Here is a 23606-nt window from a genome sequence, read left to right as displayed (position 1 = left end):
CTACAAGATCATAAGTGATACAGAAAGGCGGAAAGGGCATACCTTTCCGCCTTTCTTATGACTGTATCGACAAATAACTATTCATTGTTACAATAGAAGAAATAACAATCATAATGTTTACTAAAAAAGACATAGTAAAGGGGTAAGACCGATGAGAGCAACTATTTTAATTATTGATGATGATGAAAAAATTATTTCGATGTTACGTCGTGGATTAGCGTTTGAAGGATATGAAGTATTGACTGCTTCTAATGGAGCAGAAGGATTAAAACAGATGCTAGAAAATGATCCTGCACTAATGGTATTAGATGTGATGATGCCACAGGTGGATGGATTTGAAGTCTGTCGTCGTGTACGTGAAGCTGGTAGTTCTGTGCCTATTTTGATGTTAACAGCAAAAGATGAAGTAGAGAACCGTGTAAAAGGCTTGGATGCTGGAGCAGACGATTATCTTGTCAAACCATTTGCGCTAGAAGAAATGTTGGCACGGGTTAGAGCATTGTTACGACGCAAACCTGAATCCGAAGCTTCTACAAGTACACGTCTAGCATTTGAAGACTTAACGATAGATCCTGATGCGCGTGAAGTCACACGAGATGGGCAAAGACTCGAATTAACAGCGAAAGAATTTGAATTGTTACATTTATTTATGCAAAATCCGAAACGTGTCTTATCAAGAGATTTGATTATGGATAAAATCTGGGGTTATGACTATAGCGGAGAATCAAACGTACTTGAAGTATATATTGCGATGCTTCGTCAAAAAACAGAAGAACATGGTGGCAAACGTCTGATTCAGACGATCCGCGGTGCTGGCTATATTTTAAGAAATAACAGCTAGAGAATGAAGGAGCTGACAGTATGTCAATACGTTTAAGACTGACGGTATGGTATTCGGGGATACTGGCAGTGACTTTGATGCTTTTTAGTATAGCGATTTATGGATTTGTTTATTTTAATACGTATCAAGATTTGCAGAATCGTCTGATCGATCAGATTAGCAAAACAGACACGACTGTGGTTACCTTAAATGATAAGCAAGTCGATATTTTTTTATCACCGAAAGATCATGATCGTTTAACAAATGCTGGTTTTCGAGTGAAAATTAAAAATTATGTTAATGGGATTAATAACAACATTAATGGCTCTTTTCTACAAGCACCTCCTGCGAATAAAATACCTAATGAATTAAAACAAATTCAATATAATGATCGTACTTATTTGGTTGCTTATGATGGGATACCCGGTCAGATTAATAATCATATAACTATAGTGGGTGTCATCATAGTAGCAGCAGATATGACCGATGCTCGCCAGTTATTTGATGATCTTCGTGTGACTTTGATTGTAGGATCATTAGCTACATTATTTATTGCGTTTACATTAGGTTTATTTCTAGCGCGCAAATCTATGGCTCCTATCGAAAAGGTTATTGATGCGGCGAGTCAGATCCAAAAAGGAAAAGATCTTAGTGTACGAATCGATTACGATGGACCTCATGATGAAATCGGGCAGTTGATTAGTACGGTTAATGGAATGTTAGGCAGAACCGAAGTATTTTATAAAGACCTAGCAGAAGCCTATGCTGCTCAGCGTCGCTTTGTATCTGATGCTTCGCATGAATTACGTACTCCACTGACCACCATTCGTGGTAATGTCGATTTATTGCAAAAAGCTTGGAACAAAAAACCTCATGAAGCTCCTCATTTAGATGAAGAAAGTCTGAAGCAATTGTCGATGGAATCGATTAACGATATTGCAGATGAATCCAAACGAATGAGTCGCCTGGTTAATGATATGCTTTCGTTAGCTCGCGCCGATGCAGGGCAGACGATCGTGATGGAGAGCTTGCCTGCGGGTGCTCTTCTGGATGATGTGATGAGACGTGCCCAATTTATCCCGCACAAAGCAACATGGCAACCAGCCAATACTGTGGCGTTAGACGACTATCATATTTATGGTAACAAAGATTATCTACAACAAATGTTGTTTATTTTTATTGAGAATGCTTTTAAATATACCAAAGAGGGTACAGTATCTCTAGATACCGTATTGTATCAAAATCAGATTGGGATTCGAATCAGTGATACAGGGATCGGTATGGATCAAGAAGAAGTACCTCATATTTTTGAGCGATTTTATCGAGCCGATGAATCGCGCGGTGTAACGCCGGGTACAGGCTTGGGATTATCGATAGCCAAATGGATTATCGATGAGCATGCAGGTTCTGTAGAAGTAGTTACCGCTAAAGGCAAAGGAACAACATTTGTAATCTGGCTTCCATTAGCGGCTGTACCGGTCGAAAATAAAATCGATCCTGTATTTGAAGCCGAACCTGAAAACGAGATTTCTGATACCAAAAAACCAGAATAGACAACAAGTAGCAAACAATAGTCACTTTTTGAAGCTAGGTTTGCTACTTTCCTTTCCTGCGCCCTATCAAATGGGTTATAATGAAGTTGATATTGCTTCTTTCGTAAGATAAGCCAACCCTAGAAAGCAGGTGTACCCCTTCATGGAAATTGTAAAGATTGCGCCGCGTGGGTATTGTTATGGTGTAGTAGATGCTATGGTGCTTGCTCAGCAAGCTGCCAAGAACCTTGACTTACCACGGCCTATTTATATACTCGGTATGATTGTGCATAACAGTCATGTCACTCAATCATTTGAAGATCAAGGTATTATTACATTAGATGGACCGAATCGTGTAGAAATTCTTGAGCAAGTCGAAAGTGGAACGGTTATTTTTACCGCTCATGGTGTGTCTCCTGAAGTGCGCCGTCTGGCTCGTGAAAAAGGATTAACGACTGTAGATGCGACATGTCCTGATGTAACGCGTACGCATGATCTTATCAAGGATAAAGCAAGCGAAGGTTATCAGATCATTTATATCGGTAAAAAAGGTCATCCTGAACCTGAAGGTGCGATTGGTGTTGCACCGGATCAAGTATATTTGATAGAAAAAGAAGAAGAGATCGATCAATTGGAGATTCCAGCAGGCAAGATTGTAATTACGAATCAGACCACAATGAGCCAATGGGATATTCGCTTAATTATGAAGAAACTTCTAGAGAAATTCCCGGGAGCAGAAGTGCACAACGAGATTTGTCTAGCGACACAGGTTCGTCAAGAAGCGGTAGCAGAACAAGCAGGTCAAGCAGAGCTTGTCATCGTTGTAGGTGATCCGCGTAGTAACAACTCTAATCGTCTAGCACAGGTATCCGAAGAAATCGCAGGTGTTACGGCTTACCGTATCTCTGATCTTACAGAGCTTAAACGTGAATGGTTAGTTGGCAAAAGTAGAGTAGCTGTTACGGCTGGTGCGTCTACACCAACTCCAATTACCAAAGAAGTCATTAACTATTTAGAAAAATACGATAATGATGATGAATCCACATGGGAAATGGTAAGAACAGTAGATCCTAAACGTTTATTACCTCCTGTGCGTGAGAAAAAAGGTAGAACAACCAATCAACCTGTCCGTCACTGATGGACATTGTCCACGAAATGATGTATTTAAAGTGTCTAACCCTTGATGGGAAAGGCACTTTTTCTTTTTATATTCTTTATACTATGCGTACAAGATTTTGTACTATGACACAGCTTGACATGTCTAACAGAGTGCTGTATATTTACTTTAGTGATTAAAAGCTTAAAAGCGAACAAGCGTCTAAGTGATGATGTAAAAATATAATAAATATCATATATACAAATCATTTTATATAGTCAGCTATCTATTTTAATATCATCATCAACACATACAGAGAGGGAGATTACAAATGATCGTTATCGTATCGAACCAAACACCGCAGGAGCAAGTAAAAGAGATTACTACTGTTATAGAACAAGCAGGCTTACAAGCCCATATTTCTCGGGGAGCAGATCATACGGTTATAGGTCTTATTGGAACAGCCGAACCTCGCTTGATGGAGCATTTACAGCAGATGAAAGGCGTAGAGAAAGTGATGAAAATTTCCAAATCCTACAAATTAGCGAGTCGTGATTTCCATCCTGAGAATACGGTGATCCAAATAGGCGATGTATCGATCGGTGGTGGCGAGTTAGTCGTTATGGGCGGTCCTTGTGCAGTGGAATCAGCAGAACAGATTGATGAGATTGCTCGTCTGGTCAAAGCTGCTGGCGGACAAGTATTACGCGGTGGAGCATTTAAGCCACGTACAGGTCCTTACAGCTTTCAGGGTGTAGGTGTGGAAGGACTAATTATGATGGCAGAAGCAGGGAAGAAACATGGACTGCTAACGATTACAGAAGTAATGACACCGGAATATGTAGATATCTGTGGCGAATACGCTGATATTTTGCAAGTCGGTACACGTAATATGCAGAACTTTGATTTATTGCGCAAATTAGGAGAAAGCAAAAAGCCTGTGTTACTTAAACGTGGATTCAGTTCAACATATGATGAATTTTTGAATGCAGCAGAATACATTCTGGCAGGTGGCAATCCTAATGTAATGCTATGTGAGCGTGGTATCCGTACGTTTGAGACATACACTCGTAACACGCTTGATCTATCGGCTATTCCTGTATTGCAACAATTGAGCCATCTACCTGTCATTTCTGATCCAAGTCATGGTACAGGACGTCGCGAACTGGTAGAGCCTATGACCAAAGCGTCAGTAGCTGCTGGAGCAGACGGTCTTATTATCGAAATGCATACAGATCCTGATAATTCGATGACTGGTGATGGTGTACAATCGTTATTCCCGGATCAATTTGCTAAATTACTGCGTGATCTGGAACAATTGTCGCCTATTATTGGCAAAACGTTCAGCACTGCCAAAGCACCAGCAGCGTTTTTTGAATCCTCTGTCCAAGTGTAGTATATTTAAATTAACCGAATATTATTTAAAATTGAGTTGATTTGAATAGGGACACGTCTGTACAAAAACAAAAACTATTTCTGCATAGCTTGTCTAATTTTCATGTTAGGTATAGCTGGAATATATTAGTATTTTAGAAAATCATGTAAGGTTTAAAAAAACAGCTCACTCTATCCGATTTTTAATTGACGGATTGACGAGCTGTTTTCTTTTTTGGTAAGCTATGAGTGTAAGCATATCTTACATAAATTTTAGAGATATGTAAAAAGGCTATTGACGATGTAAGGTTTTACGATTTATAATGACGACAGAAAAAAAATCGAGAGAATGAACATTCGACATCGAAAAAGAGTGTAATGTTCGGAAATTTGGGGAGGAAAGTACAAATGGCGGTAGAAAACGTATTGAAGCTTGCACAAGAAAACAACATTGAGTGGTTTGATTTTCGTTTTGTGGATTTGTCTGGTCGTGCTCACCATATCTCTTTGCCAGCTAGTGAAGTGGATGAGGATACTTTTGTAAATGGTGTTGCGTTTGACGGTTCTTCAATTCCTGGGTTCCGCGGTATTGAGGAGTCTGATATGGTGATGATGCCAGATCCGGAGTCCGTATTTATCGACGCTTTTACTGCTCATCCAACGTTGAACATTATGTGCAATATCTTCACCCCGGACGGCGAGCGTTATGAACGTGATCCGCGCGGTATTGCAGAGAAAGCGGAAGAATATCTGCAAACAAGCGGTGTAGGAACAGCAGCATTTTTTGCTCCTGAGTCCGAGTTCTTTATCTTTGATGATGTACGTTACCAAAGCGATGTGAATGTATCCTCTTACTCCGTTGATTCTAACGAAGCATTCTGGAACACAAACCGCAAAGAAGATGGCGGCAACCTTGGTTTCAAAATCCGTAAAAAAGGCGGATATGTTCCAGTAGCTCCTGTCGATTCTCAACAGGATATTCGTAGCGAAATGTGTCGCTTGCTTGAAGAAGCAGGACTTCGCATTGAGCGTCATCACCATGAAGTAGCTACTGCTGGACAAGCAGAGATCAACTTCCGTTTTGACACTTTGAAATTAACAGCTGATAACTTAATGAAATACAAATATATCGTGCATAACACAGCACAACAATATGGCAAAACAGCAACGTTTATGCCTAAACCTTTATTCGGTGATAACGGTAGCGGTATGCACGTTCACCAATCTATCTTTGATGGTGATACGCCTTTGTTCTACGAAAAAGGTGCTTATGCGAACTTGAGTGAAATGGCATTACATTACTTGGGCGGTATCTTGTATCATGCTCCAGCATTGATCGCATTGACTAACCCAAGCACGAACTCTTTCAAACGTCTTGTTCCTGGTTATGAAGCTCCAGTTAACTTGGTGTTCTCGAAAGGTAACCGTTCAGCAGCAGTTCGTATTCCGATTGCTTCTGTAACACCTAAAGGTTGTCGTATCGAATTCCGTACACCGGATTCTACAGCTAATCCTTACCTTGCATTCTCTGCAATGTTGATGGCTGGTCTTGATGGTATCAAGAAAAAAATGGATCCTCGTGAATTAGGATATGGTCCTTTTGACAAAAATATTTATGAATTGCCTGAAGAAGATAAAGTAGGTATCCGTAGTGTTCCAGCATCTTTGGAAGAAGCTTTGGATGAATTGGAAAAAGATTTCGACTTCTTGCTTGAAGGTGATGTATTTACAGCAGACTTTATCCAAAACTACATTTCATTCAAACGTGCAGAAGCGAAAGATGTTGCAATTCGCGTACATCCACACGAATTCAGCTTGTACTACGATTGCTAATTATTACTTATCTCACACACTAGATCGTAGAGATCAAGTAATCAGAATCCTCCGGAACATCATGTCCGGAGGATTTTTATATGAGTAGAAAAATAAAACGATTACATTTTATTTTGTTCACAAGATATCGCATTATGTTAGATAGCAAGTGACAAAAGACACTTGATCACCCCTAAAATAGCTGATATCATAGCGATAATCATTTAGCACAAACCTAACATCTAAGCGCTTGGTACTATAAGCGCGACGAGTAAAATGAGAAGTGATTTTTGCGTAGCAAAATATCTTACTATCTAAGCACTTGGCAGTATAAGTGCGACGAGTAAAATGAGAAATGATTTTTGCAAAGCAAAATATCTTACTGCTTAAGCGCTTGGCACTATAAGCACTTGGCACTATAAGTGTGCTTACAGAAATGGAAAGTGATCTGGCGAAACAAAAAGTGGAATGTTGAAATTGAAAGGGTGGAGAACAACATGACAAAAAGAGCATACAATTTTAATGCTGGACCTGCTGCATTGCCTTTAGAAGTATTAGAGCGTGCACAAAAAGAATTTGTGGATTATCAAAATACAGGAATGTCTATTATGGAAATGTCACATCGTGGCGCAGTATATGAAAAGGTACATAGCGAAGCTCAGGATCGTCTGTTGTCGTTGTTAGGCAACCCGGAAGGTTACAAGGTGTTATTTTTACAAGGAGGCGCTAGCACTCAATTTGCTATGATTCCAATGAATCTACTGTCTGAAGGCAAGACAGCAGGTTTTGTAGCTACAGGAAGCTGGGCAAGCAAAGCGTTAAGCGAAGCGAAGTTAGTAGGAGACACAACGGTTGTCGCTTCCTCGGAAGAAGATAAGTATATGAAGCTACCTGATCTAAGTCAATTGGATCTACCTGCAAATACAGCTTATGTGCATATCACTTCCAATGAAACGATTGAAGGCGTACAATTTAGTAAGTTTCCTGATACAGGAAATATTCCTTTAGTGGTAGATATGTCGAGTGATATTTTGAGTCGTCCATTAGATATGAGTAAGCTTGATATGGTCTATGCAGGCGCGCAAAAGAATTTGGGACCTTCTGGAGTAACCGTCATTATTGCAAAAGAAGAACTCATTACCGAATCGCCTAAGCATATTCCATCGATATTCCGTTATAGCACGCATGCTAAAAATAATTCGCTATACAATACACCGCCTGCTTTTTCGATATATATGGTAAATGAAGTTTTAAAATGGATTGAAGAAAAGGGCGGACTTGAAGGTATTCAGCGTGAAAATGAAGCCAAAGCTACTTTAATCTATGATGCGATTGATAACAGTAATGGTTTTTATAAAGGGGCGGCTGAACTTGAAAGTCGTTCGATCATGAACGTTACATTCCGTCTAGCATCTGAAGAATTAGAAAAAGCATTTGTCAAAGCTTCGGAAGAAGCTGGATTTATAGGCTTGAAAGGTCACCGTAGCGTAGGCGGTCTACGTGCTTCGATTTATAACGCTGTTCCTTATGAAAGCTGCAATGCTCTGGTTGAGTTTATGAAGGAATTTCAGAGCAAAAATGGCTGAATGTACTAAGGAATGACAGCCTTCCCCTCTGGGAAGGCTTTTTTAAAAAAAATTTCCAATTATTTTTGTCAAAAGCTGTCGCATTTTACCGAAATCGGTTATAATCAAAAAGAACTATATAAAAGGTGGAAATAAACCTATGGCACTACACATTGTACTCGTTGAACCTGAGATCCCGGCAAACACCGGCAATATTGCTAGAACATGCGCAGCTACAGGAACGCATCTGCATCTTGTCCGTCCTTTAGGCTTCAAAACGGACGATTCTACATTGAAAAGAGCAGGTCTCGATTACTGGCATGCCGTCAATATTGAATATCATGATTCTTTCGAAGAGGTTCAAAAGACCTACTCAGATCACCGTTTTTTCTTTGCAACAACTAAAGTGAAAAATAGATATTCTGATTTTCAATTTCAAGATGGTGATTTTCTCGTATTTGGTAAAGAAACTAAAGGATTACCACCTGAATTAATTGCAGCAAATGCAGATACAGCTATGCGTCTGCCAATGTCAGATGATGTGCGTTCACTGAACCTTTCAAATTCAGCAGCCATTATCGTATATGAAGCATTACGCCAACTTAACTTTTTACATTTAGATTAATTGGTATGAATTGACTCTGTATCGTAATTTTAGTAGGAAATAATAAAAGTTAGCAGGATTCAAGAAGTAAGTGGAGAAATAAAAGGAAGTACTAAAATTCAGTGAATATATAGCTGATATTCCAAATTTTATAATGACTTCATTTCTCTACTGCTTCAATCAGCAAAGTATAAATATTAGTGAGGTGTGTATTAGTATGAAACCAGCAGGCGTTGTACGTAAAGTCGATCAACTTGGAAGAATCGTGTTACCAAAGTCTTTGCGCAAAAGATATCAAATGAATGAAGGAGATCCTGTAGAAATTTTAGTACAGGGGGATCATATCATTTTAGAAAGATATCGTCCGAAATGCGTATTTTGCGGATCAATGGAAGAAGTAGGGGAATTCAAAGAGCGTTATGTATGTGCTCAATGTATGGAAGAAATGAATTTAATTCCTAAAAATGCTTAATTTAGTAAATAAGTAACATTTTAAATTTTAAGATAGTTAGATTATCTTGATAAAATGCGAAATAAAAATAACCTTTCAGCACGGTATTGTGTTGGAAGGTTATTTTTATGTTATCTATAATAGGTGTACATATACTTATTTGAAAAATAAAAAATGAGTTGGAACAGGACGCAAACTTCCATCGGAAGGATGATTGATTACACGTCCATTCAAAATAAGCGAAGTTGAGCCACCGCCATCTAAATTATAAGCATCAACAACGCCCATTTCGTATAACTTGTTTTGCAATTCGACTAGAGTTGCACCAGAACTACCATTTTCATTGTATCCATCTGCCACGATAACAATAATTTGATCATCTTTGTATTTACCAATCACTGTTCGTGGTGCACGCAAAGGCGAAGCTTTCCATTTCGCAGGAATCGGTACTTTTTTTCCATTTTGAATCAATACCGGTACAAAAGAAGCACCAAATGAAGGATCTAAAGCATCCAGATTAGCTTTACTTGTAAATTTGCCACCGATCAATTGCCCTGACTTATTCATCCCAACAAAAAATAAATCTTTGAATGTCGATTGAAATCCATTTAGATATTTTCCATTGAGTACAGTGGTACTGAGTGGATAGCGCTTGCCTCCTCCATCTGCAAATCCTCCAGCATTAATACCTGCTATTGCCCCTGATCGCTGAACAGCAGTCAGTGTCGTTTCAGATCCGCCAAATGAATCTTTACCCAGTGTCATATTCATAGCAGAAGGTTCTTTTAGTTTGATTTTCATAGCATATGCTTTGTACGTGCCCGGATTCAGACGGTATAGTTCAATATGGATTCGATTGCTATTTACTTTCTCTGAAGCCGCTCCTAATTTGGACGTGATTCGTTTATTGTAAATTTGTTCAGGCTTATTCGCTTGAGTAGAAGCCGTCTGTACAATACGAGACATCGTCGATGTGGTCTGATTGTATAACTTGGTTGTGCGCTCAATCGATGACGATGTCTGTACAGCTACTTTTTCAGCTTGATCCAGATGGGTAAGAATCTGTTCTGATTGATCGCTAAGTTGACTAACTGGCGCATATTTTTGGATATCTAAAGGAACGGCAACCTGATTCGATTGAAATACCAATATAAATAACATTCCAGCAAAAGGTGCTGTCGCTAACATCAACAAACGATTGATTTTTTTAACACGCATCGTCATTTTAACAAATCCATTTTCTTTTGTAGTGTATTGAGTTGCTTTTGCACTTCATTGAGTTGGGTATACAATTTGTTGCTATTATCGGTTTTGCTACTGGCATTGTCTTTCGTAAATGTAAGCAATTCATTAAAAGAATCGACTTTACTTTGCAAAGCGGTCATTTCTTTAGACATATCATTTAATCGAGTCTCATAATCATGTTGCAATACAGCGATTTGCCGTTCTGTATCTGCTTTGATCGACGCGATCATCTGTTGTTTCATATGATTGCTATATAAGTAGGCGATCGTTGCACCCAGTCCAATAATCAATATCCAAAACACTAAAAACCATTTGGCAGAGGACCCTTTGTTTGTCTGATGTCGCATCGTTGTTCGGGAAGAAGACTCTGCTTTTGACTGCATATTCACTCACCTCGATAAAGCTTTTATTTTTGACCAAAATCCATTTTAACATGTCCGATATAGCCAGTCTATCTTACCAGATAAGATTCTATATTCTTCCAATATCATTCTTCTATTATCCAATTCTCGCATAAGATCATATCCACAAATATCCAAAAAACGTTAAAAATCTAGTGAAAGATGCCGATATCAAGATATATGTTAATAAGCAGTAACTAATAGCTGTTGATAAAGGGGGAAGTATCAAAATGGAAGACATTTGGAAGGTTATCATTATTGATAATCATCCGGCGCTGATGCTTGGAACAAAAATGATACTAGAAGAGACAGCCAATTTGAGTGTTATCGGAACTGCCAGTTCTGTAAAAGATGGAGTCGCTTTAGTAGCAAGTGTTCAACCTAACCTCATTTTGCTTGATGATGCGTTACCTGAAGGATCAGTTCAATCTTATTTGCGTCAAGTTAAGCAAGCGAGTAAAGATAGCCATGTGATTGTGCTTACCAGCGACAATCATTTATCCTTATTTGCAGGACTCATGAGTATGGGTGCCAGTGGCATGTTATCGAAAGAATCTTCGCCAGCTCAATTGTTACATCTGATCAGTAGTCTGCGTCAAGGATCAACGGTTATTCCTCTGTCATGGCTTCATCAAGGAGTAGTTCCTATTCCTGCTGAAATTCCTACCGATGGTTATTTTGATCTTTCCAAAATCGAACACACGATTATGATTCAAATTACACAGGGGTTTACATACGATAAGATCGCTTATATGATCCGTGTGAGCCGACGTTCTGTTGATAATTATTTACGCAAAATTTATCATAAACTTGGTGTAAACAGCCGGGCTCAAGCTATCGAAAAATATACGTTGTATTCGCATACAGCTTCTTTTAATAATGCACCTATGACCAGCATAATTGCACCACCTGAAAGTATTGTTCCAGTAAAAGAGGTTGCTCTGGATTAAAGTTCAGGTGTATGATCTTGAAAAAGCATCGTACAGGAGGCTGGAGCGGTGGAATTTTCTTTTGCAGCAAGTGTGAGTCATATGCCTTCATTTTCGGTCAGGTCGATTGATAACAGGCAGCGTCGTGAATCATGGATTTCATTAGCTGAAGAATTACCAGCAGAAGAACTATTTCCGCTGGCACAATTAGGAGAAGCTGCTGGTGCTGTATTCTCAGCAGGGCCTCTTGTTCTTCAGTATGGAGAAGCCGCAGGTTCATTAGCTTTACGGAAATGGCTGAACACGCGCTGGCAAATCGATCAGAAATTGAATGTAGATCCTGAAGATATTTTGTTAACATCAGGCAGTCAGCAAACGATCGATTTGTTAGTGCGTATTTATGTCGATCGAGAAGATACAGTACTGGTAGAATCTCCGGCTTCGCCAGGGTGTCTGCAAGTGCTTCGATTACAAGGAGCAAATGTACTTCATGTAGATTGTGATGAAGAAGGAATGATTCCAGAAGATCTGGAGCGACTTATTGTAGCATATGGTCCTAAGCTACTGTGCGCTTCACCAAGCTTTGCGAATCCTACAGGAAGAGTATGGAGCTTGGAGCGTCGAAAAGCTATTCTAGAGCTCTGTAAGCGATATGAATTGTTAATCGCTGAAGACGATTCGTATGGAGATTTGCGTTATGGACTGGAGTCGGTTCGTTCTTTTCGCCGTCGTTATCCGAGTCTGTTTCAATTGGATCGGGAGCAAGGTGGGAATCATGTTCTGTATATTGGTTCATTTAGCAAAACTATCGCTCCTGCATTGCGCGTAGGTTGGGCAGCAGGAGATCAACGTTTGATTGAAGTGATGTCAGCTGCCAAGCAAACAGCAGATTGGCAATCCAGTTCGATGAATCAGGCGATTTTATTGCGTCTATTACAATCGCCTCGCTTCAATTGGGATAATCATATTACAATGCTCAATCGCGAATATGAGATTCGTATTAAATTAATGCTAGAATTGCTCAAACGTCCCAACTGGCAAGGAACCCAGGTGGATGTTCCTTCAGGCGGTATGTTTTTGTGGGCTGTTTTGCCGGATCAGTTAGATGGAGAAGAGTTACTTACACATGCTATGTCTAAAGGTGTCTCCTTTTTGCCAGGAGCACGATGTTATGCAAGCGATGAAGGTAACAGTGCGATTCGTCTTAACTTTACCCATCCTGGACGGGATGAGCTGTTATTAGGAATGAATCTTATTTCGGAGTGTATTGCTGAACTGCGCAGTTAAAGCAACTTCTGATTCTCGATCACATGAGCATATTGTTGTAGAGCCCGTATACCTGCTGGAGTCAATTGATAACTACCTCGTGCTACACGTTCAAACCAACCATAATAGTTGCGCTGCATAATCGCTGCTGTACTACCGACACCACTTCGTTCCCGTAATTGTCGTGGAGATAAGTAAAGGTCAGTACCAAACGCAGAAGCGATGCGCAGCGCTTTTTCGCGATAAGCGGTAATCAGAGGAGTTCCTGTACTGCCACCTAGATTGTAATCACCGCTACGTTCGGCAATTTCTTGTAACAGTCGTTGTTTGCGACTACCGCGACGTACTGATTTGGCAGGCTTGGAAGACACTATTGGACTACATAATATTTCTACAAATGGAGCTTTTGTTTTGTACAACGTCACTACAATCAATCCTAATCCTAGGCGCTGACATAGTTCAGTAATCTCACGCCAACGCTGATTATGAGCTCCTTTTTTGGCGCGATTTTTTTCTACAGCCAGATATACATTGGAACTGAGCTTCAGCCGTTCGATACCTTGAAGCAGTAGTGCAATATTGAATGTTTTTTTGATTTCGATAATAAGGGGTTCATGATCTTGTTCTCGTATGCCTACTAGATCGCAATGTTTAACCTCACTTTTGATATCATACCCCTGAGCAGTGAAAAATTGTTTGATCGGAAGATACAGTTCGGTTTCTCGTTGTACAGCCACGATATTCTCTCCTTTAGATAGGTATATCTTGTATCTATGTCATAGTACTTATATTCAGTGTTATGTTCGAAAGTATAGCATAGCAGGATAATAACATAGAAGTGATGAAGCAGAAGAGATCGAATAATAGTATGTTTGCAAATCGATTGTTCATTAATGTTATACATAAAGATACAACTAACACTTTCAATTGGCTATATTTTACAATAAAAGGTAAAATACGAATAAATCTATGTGTATGTATGAGAGAGAAAGAGGGGATATCAAGCATGATCGAAGTATCTGCACAACGACAGCAACAACTTCAATATATTGGCTTGAAAGAAGCTGACTTGCAATTACTGCATCAACATTATGATTTATTTGTGAAAGTGGTCGATGAGGTTGTTGATCAATTCTACAATCATATAGAGCAATATCCGGTATTACATGATATTATTCAGCAAGCCGGTTCTACGATAGATCGTCTCAAACAAACACAGCGTGATTATTGGATTTCATTAGCATCTGGAACGATAGATGAATCCTTTATTGAGCAAAGGTTAAAGATTGGTCGTATTCATTCACGAATAGGGCTTAATTCTGATTATTATCTAGGGACTTATATGACCTATACCAATATTGCAACGGTTGTATTAGAGCGCGAATTGCCAGATCAATGGATAAAAGTACTACATGCTCTGACCAAAATGTTCAATCTAGATTCGCAACTGGTGCTTGAAGCTTACGGTGAAAGAGAGCAGTATCGTATTCAAGAAATGGCGAATCAAAAGCAACATATGTTAACAGCTGTAACCGAAGCGGTAAATCAGATGAGCGAAATGATCGTCAAATTAAATGATAATGCAAGAGTGATCTCACAATCAGCAGATCAAATGGCGCAGTCCCAAGAAAGTTCACTACAACAGATGGACGAGTTAGGTCATGAGGTCAAAGAAATCAGCAAAGTGGGTACAGTTATGCGTGAGATTTCTGAACAGACCCATCTATTAGGTCTTAATGCTTCGATTGAAGCGGCTCATGCTGGTGAATATGGTAGAGGATTCAGTATTGTAGCGCAGGAAGTAAGAAAGTTAGCAGGATCGTCTCAGAATGCATTACAAGATATCAGTATGACTTTGAAAGTGATTATGACCAAGCTTGATCAAGTGCAATCTGAATTTGGTAAAAATGTAGAATGGTCACGCCATCAAGCAGGACGTTCTCAAGAATTGGCGGCTTTTGCAGATATGATCCAACAAGTAGCTTATGAATTAGAACAATTACAACATACAGAGACTACAGATTCCACAGTTGTAGTAGGGACGCATGCGAACCCTAAATGATCTTGAAAAAGACTTAAAATTAATTGCAAATAAAAAACATAAGTTCTTTGACATTTCGATATAACGGTGTATAATAAGAAAAGTGCGATTAATTTTATGAACGAAGGTGATACTCATGAAAAAAGAAGGACATCCTAAATTCCAACAAGCTATTTTTCTTGATCCAAGTTGCGGATATAAGTTCCTGAGTGGAACAACTAAAACTTCCGGCGAAACTATGGAATGGGAAGATGGCAACACTTATCAAGTGATTCGCGTTGATACTAGTTCTGCTTCTCACCCGTTTTACACTGGTAAACAAAGAAACGCAGACATCGGTGGCCGCGTAGACAAGTTCAACAAAAAATACGGCTTGAAAAACTAAGACGTAAGTTGAGCGAAATTTCAAAACGTTTTCGAACTGTTTTGAACCGTCATAAAAAGCGTACCTGTTCGTATCCTAGGATATGAATATGGTACGCTTTTTTTGTTGCCTTTTTAATACAAGATGATATTCGATGATCATGTTCAAGCATAGCCCTTCCCATGATCATCGCTGTTACTCAAAATTGTATTTTGTCTTGTGGGAGTAAAGAATGTATCCGGTGAAAGCCTTCTTGTTCTAATCGTAATGCAAGTCCATCGGTACGTGACTTGGTAGCATGCACGAGTAGAGCAGGTGGGCTTTTGAGATCGAGTAGCATACGCCTTACATCAGGTAGCCCTTGATGGACTTTGTAGCGTACGTAATAGACTTTACACCCTTCTCGCTCGGTATCAAGCAACAACCTGCGTCCAAAGCACCCATGAGCCAGATGACCTGTAAAAATCACCGCATTATGTTCATTGTGAGCGATTCGTTCGTAATGTTGTTGAGCTTTGACCGATTGCATCATTCCATCATCGGTAAATAAAATAAACGATGTGTATTGCGCAGGCAGTTCATTACGAGATTGTTCATCATCCATCACATACAAATACGGATGTTGTAGCAAACGTTCTATTCGTGCGCATGCTTGAGCATGAAGCCAGTAGGTATCTGTAGTGAAAGAACGCAAATTATTTAGTAAGCCCGCTTCCACGAGCAATGGCGTATCAGGATACTCTTCACTTGCCCACAATATCAATTCTTGCCCTCGTCCATACACAGGAACAGGAAGCATAACTGCTCCTTGTTGCCGGAGCGTCTCATCGATATGCCTTTTTAGTTGAGTTAGCTTATTATCTTGATGATCAGGATCAACGCCATATGCAGCATCTATGATCGCTATATCCAGATCAGGTATGATCCCCGGAATTGTTTGCGTTTTCGAAATTAATCGTGTCTGGTGTAGTGGACGATCTGCGGCTAACAACTGTGATTCAGACGTATAATCTCCTGAAAAGAAAATATACTTATCATGCCAGCACAGTGCCAGCCAGATCGAACCCGGTAAATGACCTGCTCGTCCCCAACATACATCAAGATGAGGCAACAAAGGGCTCCAGCTCCCCGGTGGGACAATATCTTCTAAATAACGGAATTGGATGCGTTGTTGATCTTCGTCATCGTACGGACGTATTGCCGAGCGGTGATCGGTATACCTTTTCCATGCTTCAAAATAAGCAGGTAATTGTCCAACCGTTGCCCGGGTTGTCCAGACCTCGCCGGTATAACCATGCTTATACAATAAAGGCAGAGCGATACAATGATCTTCATGAGCGTGAGACAAAAAAACAGTTTGCAAACTGGCGACCATTTCATCGATATCAGGTGTGATTGGATATTGTCCGTCACCTTCTTTTTTGACACCATAATCCAGCAATAGACTCTGCTCCCCCTGTTGGAGTAGGTAGCTGGATCGACCATGTTCACCTGCGCCACCAAGTATAGTAAGTTCCATCATGATAATTGCTGCTTCCGATAAGCAGGTAGTGTCTGTAACATCAGTAGCAAGATTGTCGTAATCCCTACTGAAACTACAGCCATCGCCATACCCATTGAGACAGCACCTTGTTCAAATTGAGCGAAAATATAAGTTGCCGAAGTCTGCATAGATGGTGGCAAAATTAACAGGGAAGCCACCAACTCGCGATTCGCAATCGTAAAGGTCATTGTCCAACCTGCGATCATACCCGGAATCAGTAGTGGCAGTAAAATCCGGCGGAATACATACAATGGACGACCACCAGAAATCGCACCGGCTTGTAATAAAATAGGATCAATCTGCCCGTTATTGGCTTTGACATATTGTAAAGTGTACGGCAAAAATAAAATAATATACGTTAGTACAACCATACCGTATGAATTGTAAAGAGGGATGGGCATCCATGGAGAATTCCAGAATAAGATCAATCCCACCACAATAACAATACCGGGTACGGTATTAGGCATTAAGCTAAAAAGATCGATCCATTTTTGTGACCATCGTTTGCCATATCCTACTTTCAGCGCTAGAAATGTACCGATCAGTACAGCAATAGTCGCTGCTACAAGTGAAAGTGTAAAGCTATTAATCAGTGCTTCCATACTTTCAGAACCCCAGCTTAATAAGTCGCTATAATGCTGTAATGTAAAGTTACCCATCGCAAGCCCTGTTCCGCGCAAGCGTAATAAAGATGCTGTAATCACAGAAAAGTAAGGAATCCCGATAGATGTAATCAGCAATATTCCGATATACAACCAGCAGATAATACCGCTCCAGCCTCGTAACGAATACTTTTTACTTCGTACTCCTTTACCACCTGTTAAGCGATAAGAATAGCGACTGCTTAATATACTCTGGATATACCACATCAATAAGCAAGCTGTTAACAGCAAAGAAGCCAGTGAAGTTGCTTTACCAAAATCTATCGGCCAGCTAGAGATATATTTATGAATCTCAGAGGTCATCACATAAAAGCCAATTTTGCGCCCAAATGTAGCAGGTGTACCAAATTCAGCAATCGTTTTAACAAAAATCAATAATGCACCCATCGCATAACTGGATAATAGCAATGGTAAAATAATGCGACGGAATCGATAGCTAAATGAAGCACCATGTACAGAAGCAGCTTCTTCTGTGCTTCCGCCAATCTGTTCTAACGTATTGCGAAGAATAAGATATAGAAATGGAAATAGATGCAGACTCATAATCATCACCATCCCGCCAAAGCTGAAAAAAGCAGGTGTGATAGTTGCTGAAGCAGGAAGTAATTGCTCCATATAACCGTTCTTTTGCATAAATAACATCCAACCCATTGAACCGATATAAGGTGGAGTCATAAAAGGAATTAAAAAAACAACATCTAACCAGCGTTGTCTACCGATCGCTGTTTTGGCCATCATCCAAGCTAAAGGAAGAGCTAGAACAGTCGTTGCGATAATAACGCAACAGCCTAGCCATAATGTACTGAGCATGACCGACGTAAGATCACTTTGACCGAGCAGACGTAAAGGAGCCATAAGATCAATCACACCGTTTTGTTCAATCGCTGTTCGGAAAATCATCAGAAGCGGAAATAGAATTAGTACGGCGAGCAGCAAAAATGCCGCAGCCGTACTGATTTTTTGATAGGAGAATAAAGTTTGGTTGGTCTTTGTTTTCATCATAGGATCACCACTTATTTGTATAGGTTCGTAAATTTGGTTGTTGTTTCTTCGCTGTGTTCGCCCATCCAGTCCCATTTCACAGGGTATGTTGGAATGTCGTTCAGGTTCGTACGATTGTCAGCCGTAATATCGGTTCTACCTGGCAATAGATAAGCACTGGTTACCATTTGTTGTGCTTCATCTGACAGCAGATAATCAATAAATTGTTTGGCTTGATCGGCATGTTGGCTTGTTTTGATAATGGCTGCTGGACGAGGGCTGATGACTGTGCCTTCTTTTGGATAGACGATATCAACAGGTTCGCCATCTGCTTTGGCTTTGTACGCCATATAATCGACACCAGCGGCTACAGCTGATTTGGCACCAGTGATAACAGGATCAAGCGCTTCTTGATTGGCTCCTGCGATTGCAACCCCATTTTGCTTATACTGTTCAAATAATGACCAACCTTTATCACCTTCTGCACTTAAATAACCGGTAATAAAATCAAGTGCAGAACCAGATAATGAAGGATCAGGAATATTGACTTTGTCTTTCCATTCAGGCTTCGCTAGGTCTGCCCATGATGTCGGTGGAGTCGTTACTTGTTTGGTGTTATATACAATACCTAATGCAGATGCACTGTAGCTAAAATATTTGCCATCTGTATCTGACCAGTCTTTGACCAATTTATCGTGATTCACTGCTTCTGGATAAGCAAGCGTCATATCTTGTTTGGCTAAAGCTTGCATCGAGGGAAGAGAAGCAAGTACAACTACATCAACTACAGGATTTGCTTTTTCAGCTTCCATACGAGAAAGAATCTTACCTGTAGTGCCCTGAAACATTTCTACTTTGATACCTGTTTTGGCTTCAAAACCTGCTTGAATTTTTTTGGCTAATCCTTCAGGGCCTGCACTATAGACAACAAGTGTACCCGCATCTTTGGTAGGTGATTGTGCTGAACCGGATGCGCCTGTAGAAGTGCTACAACCTGCAAGCGTAGTCCCTAAGATTGCTGTTAGAGCAAGTAAACTTCCTTTTTGCCATAATTGATTCCATTTCATTATTTATTCCTCCTAAAGTGGTTGAATCCATATTTGAATTAAAAGTCTAGCGTATAAAAGGGGATCAAGATCATCGGTTAGACAGGGACGGGATTCAATGTATGCACATGGTGTGCAGAAATATAAATAGTGACCGATTCACCAACAGTCATGCGTTCATCTTGATACGCTGTCCATAGACGTTCTTCGCCCATATCCAATAGAATCTCATAACGATCGCCCATATAACTGACCTGCTTGATCATTCCGATATGTATATGTTCGTCAGGAGAATGATTGCTGTACCAGCGGATATGCTCAGGGCGAACCATCTGATGACCGTTATCAATCCAGTTGGAATGACCAATAAAGCGAGCGACAAATGGATGAGAAGGCTGTCGATAAATTTGCTCTGGTGTTCCACGCTGTAAAATAGATCCTGACTGCATCACAATAATTTCATCTGACATTGCCATCGCTTCTGTCTGATCATGAGTCACATAGAGAGCAGTAACACCTAATTGCTGTACCAGATTCATTAATTCGGTTCGCATTTCATCACGCAAAATCGCATCCAATGCACTGAGCGGTTCATCGAATAAAATCAATCGGGGTTGCATCACGATCGCTCTAGCAAAAGCGACACGTTGTTGTTGTCCACCAGAAAGTTGATGCGGATAGCGTTGTTCCATCCCTTGCAAACGAACTTGTTCCAGTGCTGTGAGCACACGTGCTTGAATATCTTTTTTCTGACCGGAAGCTCGTAGACTGAAAGCTACATTTTCAAAAACCGTTAAATGAGGCCATAGCGCAAACTCTTGAAAGACCATCCCGAATCCCCGGCGATGTGGAGGTACATTTTTACGTTGCTTGGAAGAATACAGAATATCGTTTGCTATTCGTAATTCTCCTTGATCCGGTGTCTCTAGTCCGGCGATCATGCGTAACAATGTCGTTTTGCCACAACCAGAAGGTCCTAGTAATGTGGTGAATTTGCCAGAAGCGATTACCAGATCAGTCGCTTGTAAAGCTTGTACACCCTCAAAAGATTTGCTGATGCCTTGAATCGTTAATGCTGTCATTGTGTATTCCACCTATCTTTGACGCTTGTTCATGAGCATACATAAAGATGTATCATTGCTGCCCTGAACTACTTTCTATACGTAGTATATCTGCTCAATTTGCACGGGGTATGTGGGGAATGTAAACGCAACATTAAGTTTTTAGTGTGTTCCTTTTGACAATCATCGAATGTTTCTATGGTACGGTGAAAGAAAAGCAGTTACAGGGGGTTCATCAATGAATTTGATCAAATTACAAATCGTAGAATTATTGGATCGTCATCACAAAATCACAGCAGTTGCAGATGAGTTAGGGCTCAAGCAACCTACAGTTACATTTCATATGAAAAGCTTGGAGAAAGAAATGGGCGTTGCTTTGTTCGAATCTAGAGGTGGCAAAGTGATGCTCAAAGAACCAGGCAAGGCATTACTTCATTATGCGATCAAAATTAATGCTCTAGCGGCAGAATCTAGAAGAGTGGTACAAGAATTTGGCGCTTTGGAACGTGGCAATCTGCGTATCGGAGCGAGTTATGTACCGGCTACTTATTTATTACCTTCTATTATTAATGAGTTCAGTCGCGCTTACCCAGGTGTCAGTATTTCGATTGCGGTTAAGCCCTCACCTGTAATTCGTGAAATGTTGATCAATCATGAAATCGATCTGGGCATTATGCTAACAGAACCTTTTGAACATCCTTCATTGGTAAAAGGATTAGTAGATGAAGATGAAATGGTTGCTATTTTTGCACCGAATCATCCGTTAGCAGACTATGAAGAGTTGCATATAGATACGCTACGGCAAAGTCGATTTGTTTTGCATGGAAGTGAATCAAGTACCCGCCAATTAAGTGATCGTTGGATGAGTAGTGTAGGGGTATGGTCAGAGCAGTATATGGAGTTGGATTCACCGGAAGCGATTAAGAAGTCGGTGATGTTAGGCGAATATGTTTCGTTTTTGTCTAAAATGGCAGTGGAAGAAGAAGTGCAACAAGGTCTACTTCATATGCGACCATTACCGAATACACCTTTTCATCGTTACATTTATTATGTATACAACAGTCAACGTCATTATTCAGGGCTGATTCATCAGTTTGTAAAATCGTTTGGTTAGATCGATGTAATAGAAAATAAATTATAATGCAACATCATAGCTTTCCGAACGTTTGTTAGATATAGCTTTATTCTGGCAATAATGAATATCAAACATAAACGATCTGAAAAGGGAGCATGGTGTAGATGAATACTATACTAAGATGGAGTATCATATTGATGTTCAGTATAACGTTAATAGGATGGGGAGGTACTTCCTCTGTATCTGCTCTTTCTTGTGCTTATATTTTAACTGTAGAAGATGCTTATGCTAAATATGATGGGGTAGTGATTGCTCAAGTAAAAGAAATCCAGCAGTTAAATAGACAAAATAGTGAAAATCACCAAGTGGTATTAACTATTCTAAAAAGTTATAAAAATATTCAGCAACGGCAATTAATAATACAAGAAAATAGTACATGGGGAGCTTTGAACGGTCCAAGCGAAGTTGGAAATCAATATATCTTTTTTCTAAATCAAAAAGATGGTGAATGGGCAAATCCACTTTGCGGAACTTCTAAAAAAGTGAGCGAGCTTACTTCAGTAGATTACAAGTTTTTACAGAATAAAGAATTAGCATTGCCTGCCCAGCAATCTGTAACAGATCAATCTCTGCCTTCATATCATGGGATAATTGCTATAAGTAGTATTGTGTTATTAACTGTCAGCATCGTTTATTTTTTGTATCAAAAACCCAAAAAGCATCGAAAAAGTGATGAATAGCATATAGAAACTATAGATATGTTTTACGAAATCAATTAGATATGTTGATTCCGCTATCATTTTTCACTGTTACATTGGAATAGTAGTCAAATGATATTCCACAGATAGGGGAGAATTTGCAAATGAATTTAGGATTGAAATTAGGTAAAAAAGCTCCATTGGTGTTGTTAAGCAGTGTATTGTTCGCAGGGTTGTATATTCCACAATCTACATCTGTTGTTGATGCCAAAGCCGCCAATCTCACACCAACGTATGAGGTTAAATTTATGCTGGACGATGATATTTTGAACAGCGACCTGACGATTCAATCTGAGGTACAAGATGCGTTTGATCTACCTGCCAAAGCGCAAAAAATTGCTGTAGAGTATTTCGATACAAGTGATAAGCAATTGGACAGCGAAGGCTGGAATGTACGTTTCCGCAAAAAAGAAGATAAAGACAATTTTGAAATGACGTATAAAAAACGTTACAGTATTGCAAATGGAAATATTGATGCAGCATTAACACTGGCTAATCAACAAGGATTTGATGCTTCCGATACGAACTATGAAGCAGAAGTCGATTGGGGATACAGCAAGCAGACATTAAGCCTGTCTAACGATAAAAAATCAAAAGCAACAACATCAGGAGCAACATTGCCTGCGGATAGTAAAGCATTATCTTTGCTTATCGATAATCTGCCAGGTAAATTGAAAAAGTGGAAAGATGGATCAAGCTGGGGTGAAAAGCAGTTAAAAGCATCGCGCTCGTATGGCCCGGTGATGGCGAGTAAATATGAAGGTAGCTGGAACGGAATCGATGTAGACGTAGAAATTTGGCCGATTCGTAATGCTTCCGGTACAGGTACTGAGCCTGTGATTGAGATTTCGTTCAAAACCGATGATTACAACACCGCTGCAACTGATCGTCAGCAATTGATGAACTATTTGAATCAAGAAGGTTGGTTAGTGCCTCAAGATTCGTTGAAAACACAGTTAGTTTTAGATCGTTATTAAAAG

The 23606-nt window shown here is 39.8% G+C and carries 22 protein-coding genes; 15 read left to right on the top strand and 7 right to left on the bottom strand.

The genetic code is table 11. The annotated features are described in order from the left end of the window. Positions 1-151: 151 nt before the first annotated feature. The 8 genes from PQ460_RS16915 to PQ460_RS16880 all read left to right on the top strand — a co-directional run bounded on the left by PQ460_RS16915 (position 152) and on the right by PQ460_RS16880 (position 9275). Positions 152-841: a response regulator transcription factor gene (locus PQ460_RS16915; protein ID WP_273615458.1), complete on the top strand. Its 690-nt coding sequence runs from the start codon at positions 152-154 to the stop codon at positions 839-841. 20 nt (positions 842-861) lie between these two features. Next, positions 862-2373 (top strand): sensor histidine kinase, encoded by a 1512-nt coding sequence (locus tag PQ460_RS16910; RefSeq protein WP_274170533.1) that lies wholly within the window; start codon positions 862-864, stop codon positions 2371-2373. A 142-nt stretch (positions 2374-2515) separates the two neighbouring features. Continuing rightward, positions 2516-3490: a 4-hydroxy-3-methylbut-2-enyl diphosphate reductase gene (locus PQ460_RS16905; RefSeq protein ID WP_273615460.1), complete on the top strand. Its 975-nt coding sequence runs from the start codon at positions 2516-2518 to the stop codon at positions 3488-3490. 289 nt (positions 3491-3779) lie between these two features. Beyond that, positions 3780-4844, top strand: coding sequence for a 3-deoxy-7-phosphoheptulonate synthase (gene aroF / locus PQ460_RS16900; RefSeq protein WP_274170532.1), 1065 nt, complete (start codon positions 3780-3782; stop codon positions 4842-4844). Between the two features lie 386 nt (positions 4845-5230). After that, the gene (gene glnA, locus PQ460_RS16895; protein ID WP_274170531.1) at positions 5231-6655 is read left to right on the top strand and encodes a type I glutamate--ammonia ligase; all 1425 of its coding nucleotides are present in this window, start codon (positions 5231-5233) and stop codon (positions 6653-6655) included. A 476-nt stretch (positions 6656-7131) separates the two neighbouring features. Beyond that, entirely contained in the window at positions 7132-8220 is a 1089-nt protein-coding gene (gene serC / locus PQ460_RS16890; protein WP_274170530.1) for a 3-phosphoserine/phosphohydroxythreonine transaminase, read from the top strand. A gap of 139 nt (positions 8221-8359) precedes the next feature. Then, positions 8360-8824, top strand: coding sequence for a tRNA (uridine(34)/cytosine(34)/5-carboxymethylaminomethyluridine(34)-2'-O)-methyltransferase TrmL (gene trmL, locus PQ460_RS16885; protein ID WP_204824902.1), 465 nt, complete (start codon positions 8360-8362; stop codon positions 8822-8824). A gap of 196 nt (positions 8825-9020) precedes the next feature. After that, on the top strand, positions 9021-9275 hold the full coding sequence (locus PQ460_RS16880; RefSeq protein ID WP_069326911.1) for an AbrB/MazE/SpoVT family DNA-binding domain-containing protein: 255 nt from the start codon (positions 9021-9023) through the stop codon (positions 9273-9275). A gap of 135 nt (positions 9276-9410) precedes the next feature. Here PQ460_RS16880 and PQ460_RS16875 read toward each other — a convergent pair whose 3' ends face one another. Both PQ460_RS16875 and PQ460_RS16870 read right to left on the bottom strand, forming a co-directional pair. Beyond that, entirely contained in the window at positions 9411-10478 is a 1068-nt protein-coding gene (locus tag PQ460_RS16875) for a phosphodiester glycosidase family protein (RefSeq protein ID WP_274170529.1), read from the bottom strand. Further along, positions 10475-10882 (bottom strand): hypothetical protein, encoded by a 408-nt coding sequence (locus tag PQ460_RS16870; RefSeq protein ID WP_443147166.1) that lies wholly within the window; start codon positions 10880-10882, stop codon positions 10475-10477. Before PQ460_RS16870 ends, PQ460_RS16875 begins: the two co-directional genes overlap by 4 nt. 248 nt (positions 10883-11130) lie before the next feature. Here PQ460_RS16870 and PQ460_RS16865 point away from each other — a divergent pair, with 248 nt between their 5' ends. Beyond that, positions 11131-11850 carry a response regulator gene (locus tag PQ460_RS16865; protein ID WP_274170528.1) on the top strand — a complete coding sequence of 240 codons (720 nt, stop codon included), beginning with the start codon at positions 11131-11133 and terminating at the stop codon, positions 11848-11850. Between the two features lie 48 nt (positions 11851-11898). Continuing rightward, positions 11899-13116, top strand: coding sequence for an aminotransferase-like domain-containing protein (locus PQ460_RS16860; protein WP_273615466.1), 1218 nt, complete (start codon positions 11899-11901; stop codon positions 13114-13116). On the opposite strand, the gene PQ460_RS16855 is transcribed toward PQ460_RS16860, so the two are convergent. Beyond that, entirely contained in the window at positions 13113-13832 is a 720-nt protein-coding gene (locus tag PQ460_RS16855) for a DUF2161 domain-containing phosphodiesterase (RefSeq protein ID WP_274170527.1), read from the bottom strand. The genes PQ460_RS16860 and PQ460_RS16855 overlap by 4 nt on opposite strands. A gap of 269 nt (positions 13833-14101) precedes the next feature. On the opposite strand from PQ460_RS16855, the gene PQ460_RS16850 reads away from it, so the two are divergent. Then, complete coding sequence (locus PQ460_RS16850; protein ID WP_274170526.1) at positions 14102-15157, top strand: globin-coupled sensor protein; 1056 nt, start codon at positions 14102-14104, stop codon at positions 15155-15157. A 115-nt stretch (positions 15158-15272) separates the two neighbouring features. Next, positions 15273-15521 (top strand): type B 50S ribosomal protein L31, encoded by a 249-nt coding sequence (locus PQ460_RS16845; protein ID WP_069326918.1) that lies wholly within the window; start codon positions 15273-15275, stop codon positions 15519-15521. A 178-nt stretch (positions 15522-15699) separates the two neighbouring features. Here PQ460_RS16845 and PQ460_RS16840 read toward each other — a convergent pair whose 3' ends face one another. The 4 genes from PQ460_RS16840 to PQ460_RS16825 form a co-directional block, all read right to left on the bottom strand. Continuing rightward, entirely contained in the window at positions 15700-17019 is a 1320-nt protein-coding gene (locus PQ460_RS16840; protein WP_274170525.1) for an MBL fold metallo-hydrolase, read from the bottom strand. After that, on the bottom strand, positions 17019-18704 hold the full coding sequence (locus PQ460_RS16835) for an ABC transporter permease (RefSeq protein WP_274170524.1): 1686 nt from the start codon (positions 18702-18704) through the stop codon (positions 17019-17021). The genes PQ460_RS16840 and PQ460_RS16835 overlap by 1 nt, the downstream gene beginning before the upstream one ends. Before the next feature lie 14 nt (positions 18705-18718). Next, positions 18719-19753 (bottom strand): ABC transporter substrate-binding protein, encoded by a 1035-nt coding sequence (locus PQ460_RS16830; RefSeq protein ID WP_273615471.1) that lies wholly within the window; start codon positions 19751-19753, stop codon positions 18719-18721. A 77-nt stretch (positions 19754-19830) separates the two neighbouring features. After that, entirely contained in the window at positions 19831-20814 is a 984-nt protein-coding gene (locus tag PQ460_RS16825; protein ID WP_274170523.1) for an ABC transporter ATP-binding protein, read from the bottom strand. Positions 20815-21031: 217 nt separating this feature from the next. Between PQ460_RS16825 and PQ460_RS16820 the strand changes: the two genes are divergently transcribed. From PQ460_RS16820 to PQ460_RS16810, 3 genes are all read left to right on the top strand, one after another. Further along, entirely contained in the window at positions 21032-21907 is an 876-nt protein-coding gene (locus PQ460_RS16820) for a LysR family transcriptional regulator (RefSeq protein WP_274170522.1), read from the top strand. Between the two features lie 125 nt (positions 21908-22032). Next, positions 22033-22608 (top strand): hypothetical protein, encoded by a 576-nt coding sequence (locus tag PQ460_RS16815; protein WP_274170521.1) that lies wholly within the window; start codon positions 22033-22035, stop codon positions 22606-22608. Positions 22609-22730: 122 nt separating this feature from the next. Further along, positions 22731-23603: a hypothetical protein gene (locus PQ460_RS16810; protein WP_274170520.1), complete on the top strand. Its 873-nt coding sequence runs from the start codon at positions 22731-22733 to the stop codon at positions 23601-23603. Positions 23604-23606 lie beyond the last annotated feature (3 nt).

Source organism: Paenibacillus sp. KACC 21273 (assembly GCF_028736095.1).
GTDB classification, from domain to species: domain Bacteria; phylum Bacillota; class Bacilli; order Paenibacillales; family Paenibacillaceae; genus Saccharibacillus; species Saccharibacillus kyungheensis.
Note: the sequence above shows the minus strand (reverse complement) of the source record. Positions and strands in the feature narration are given on the sequence as shown.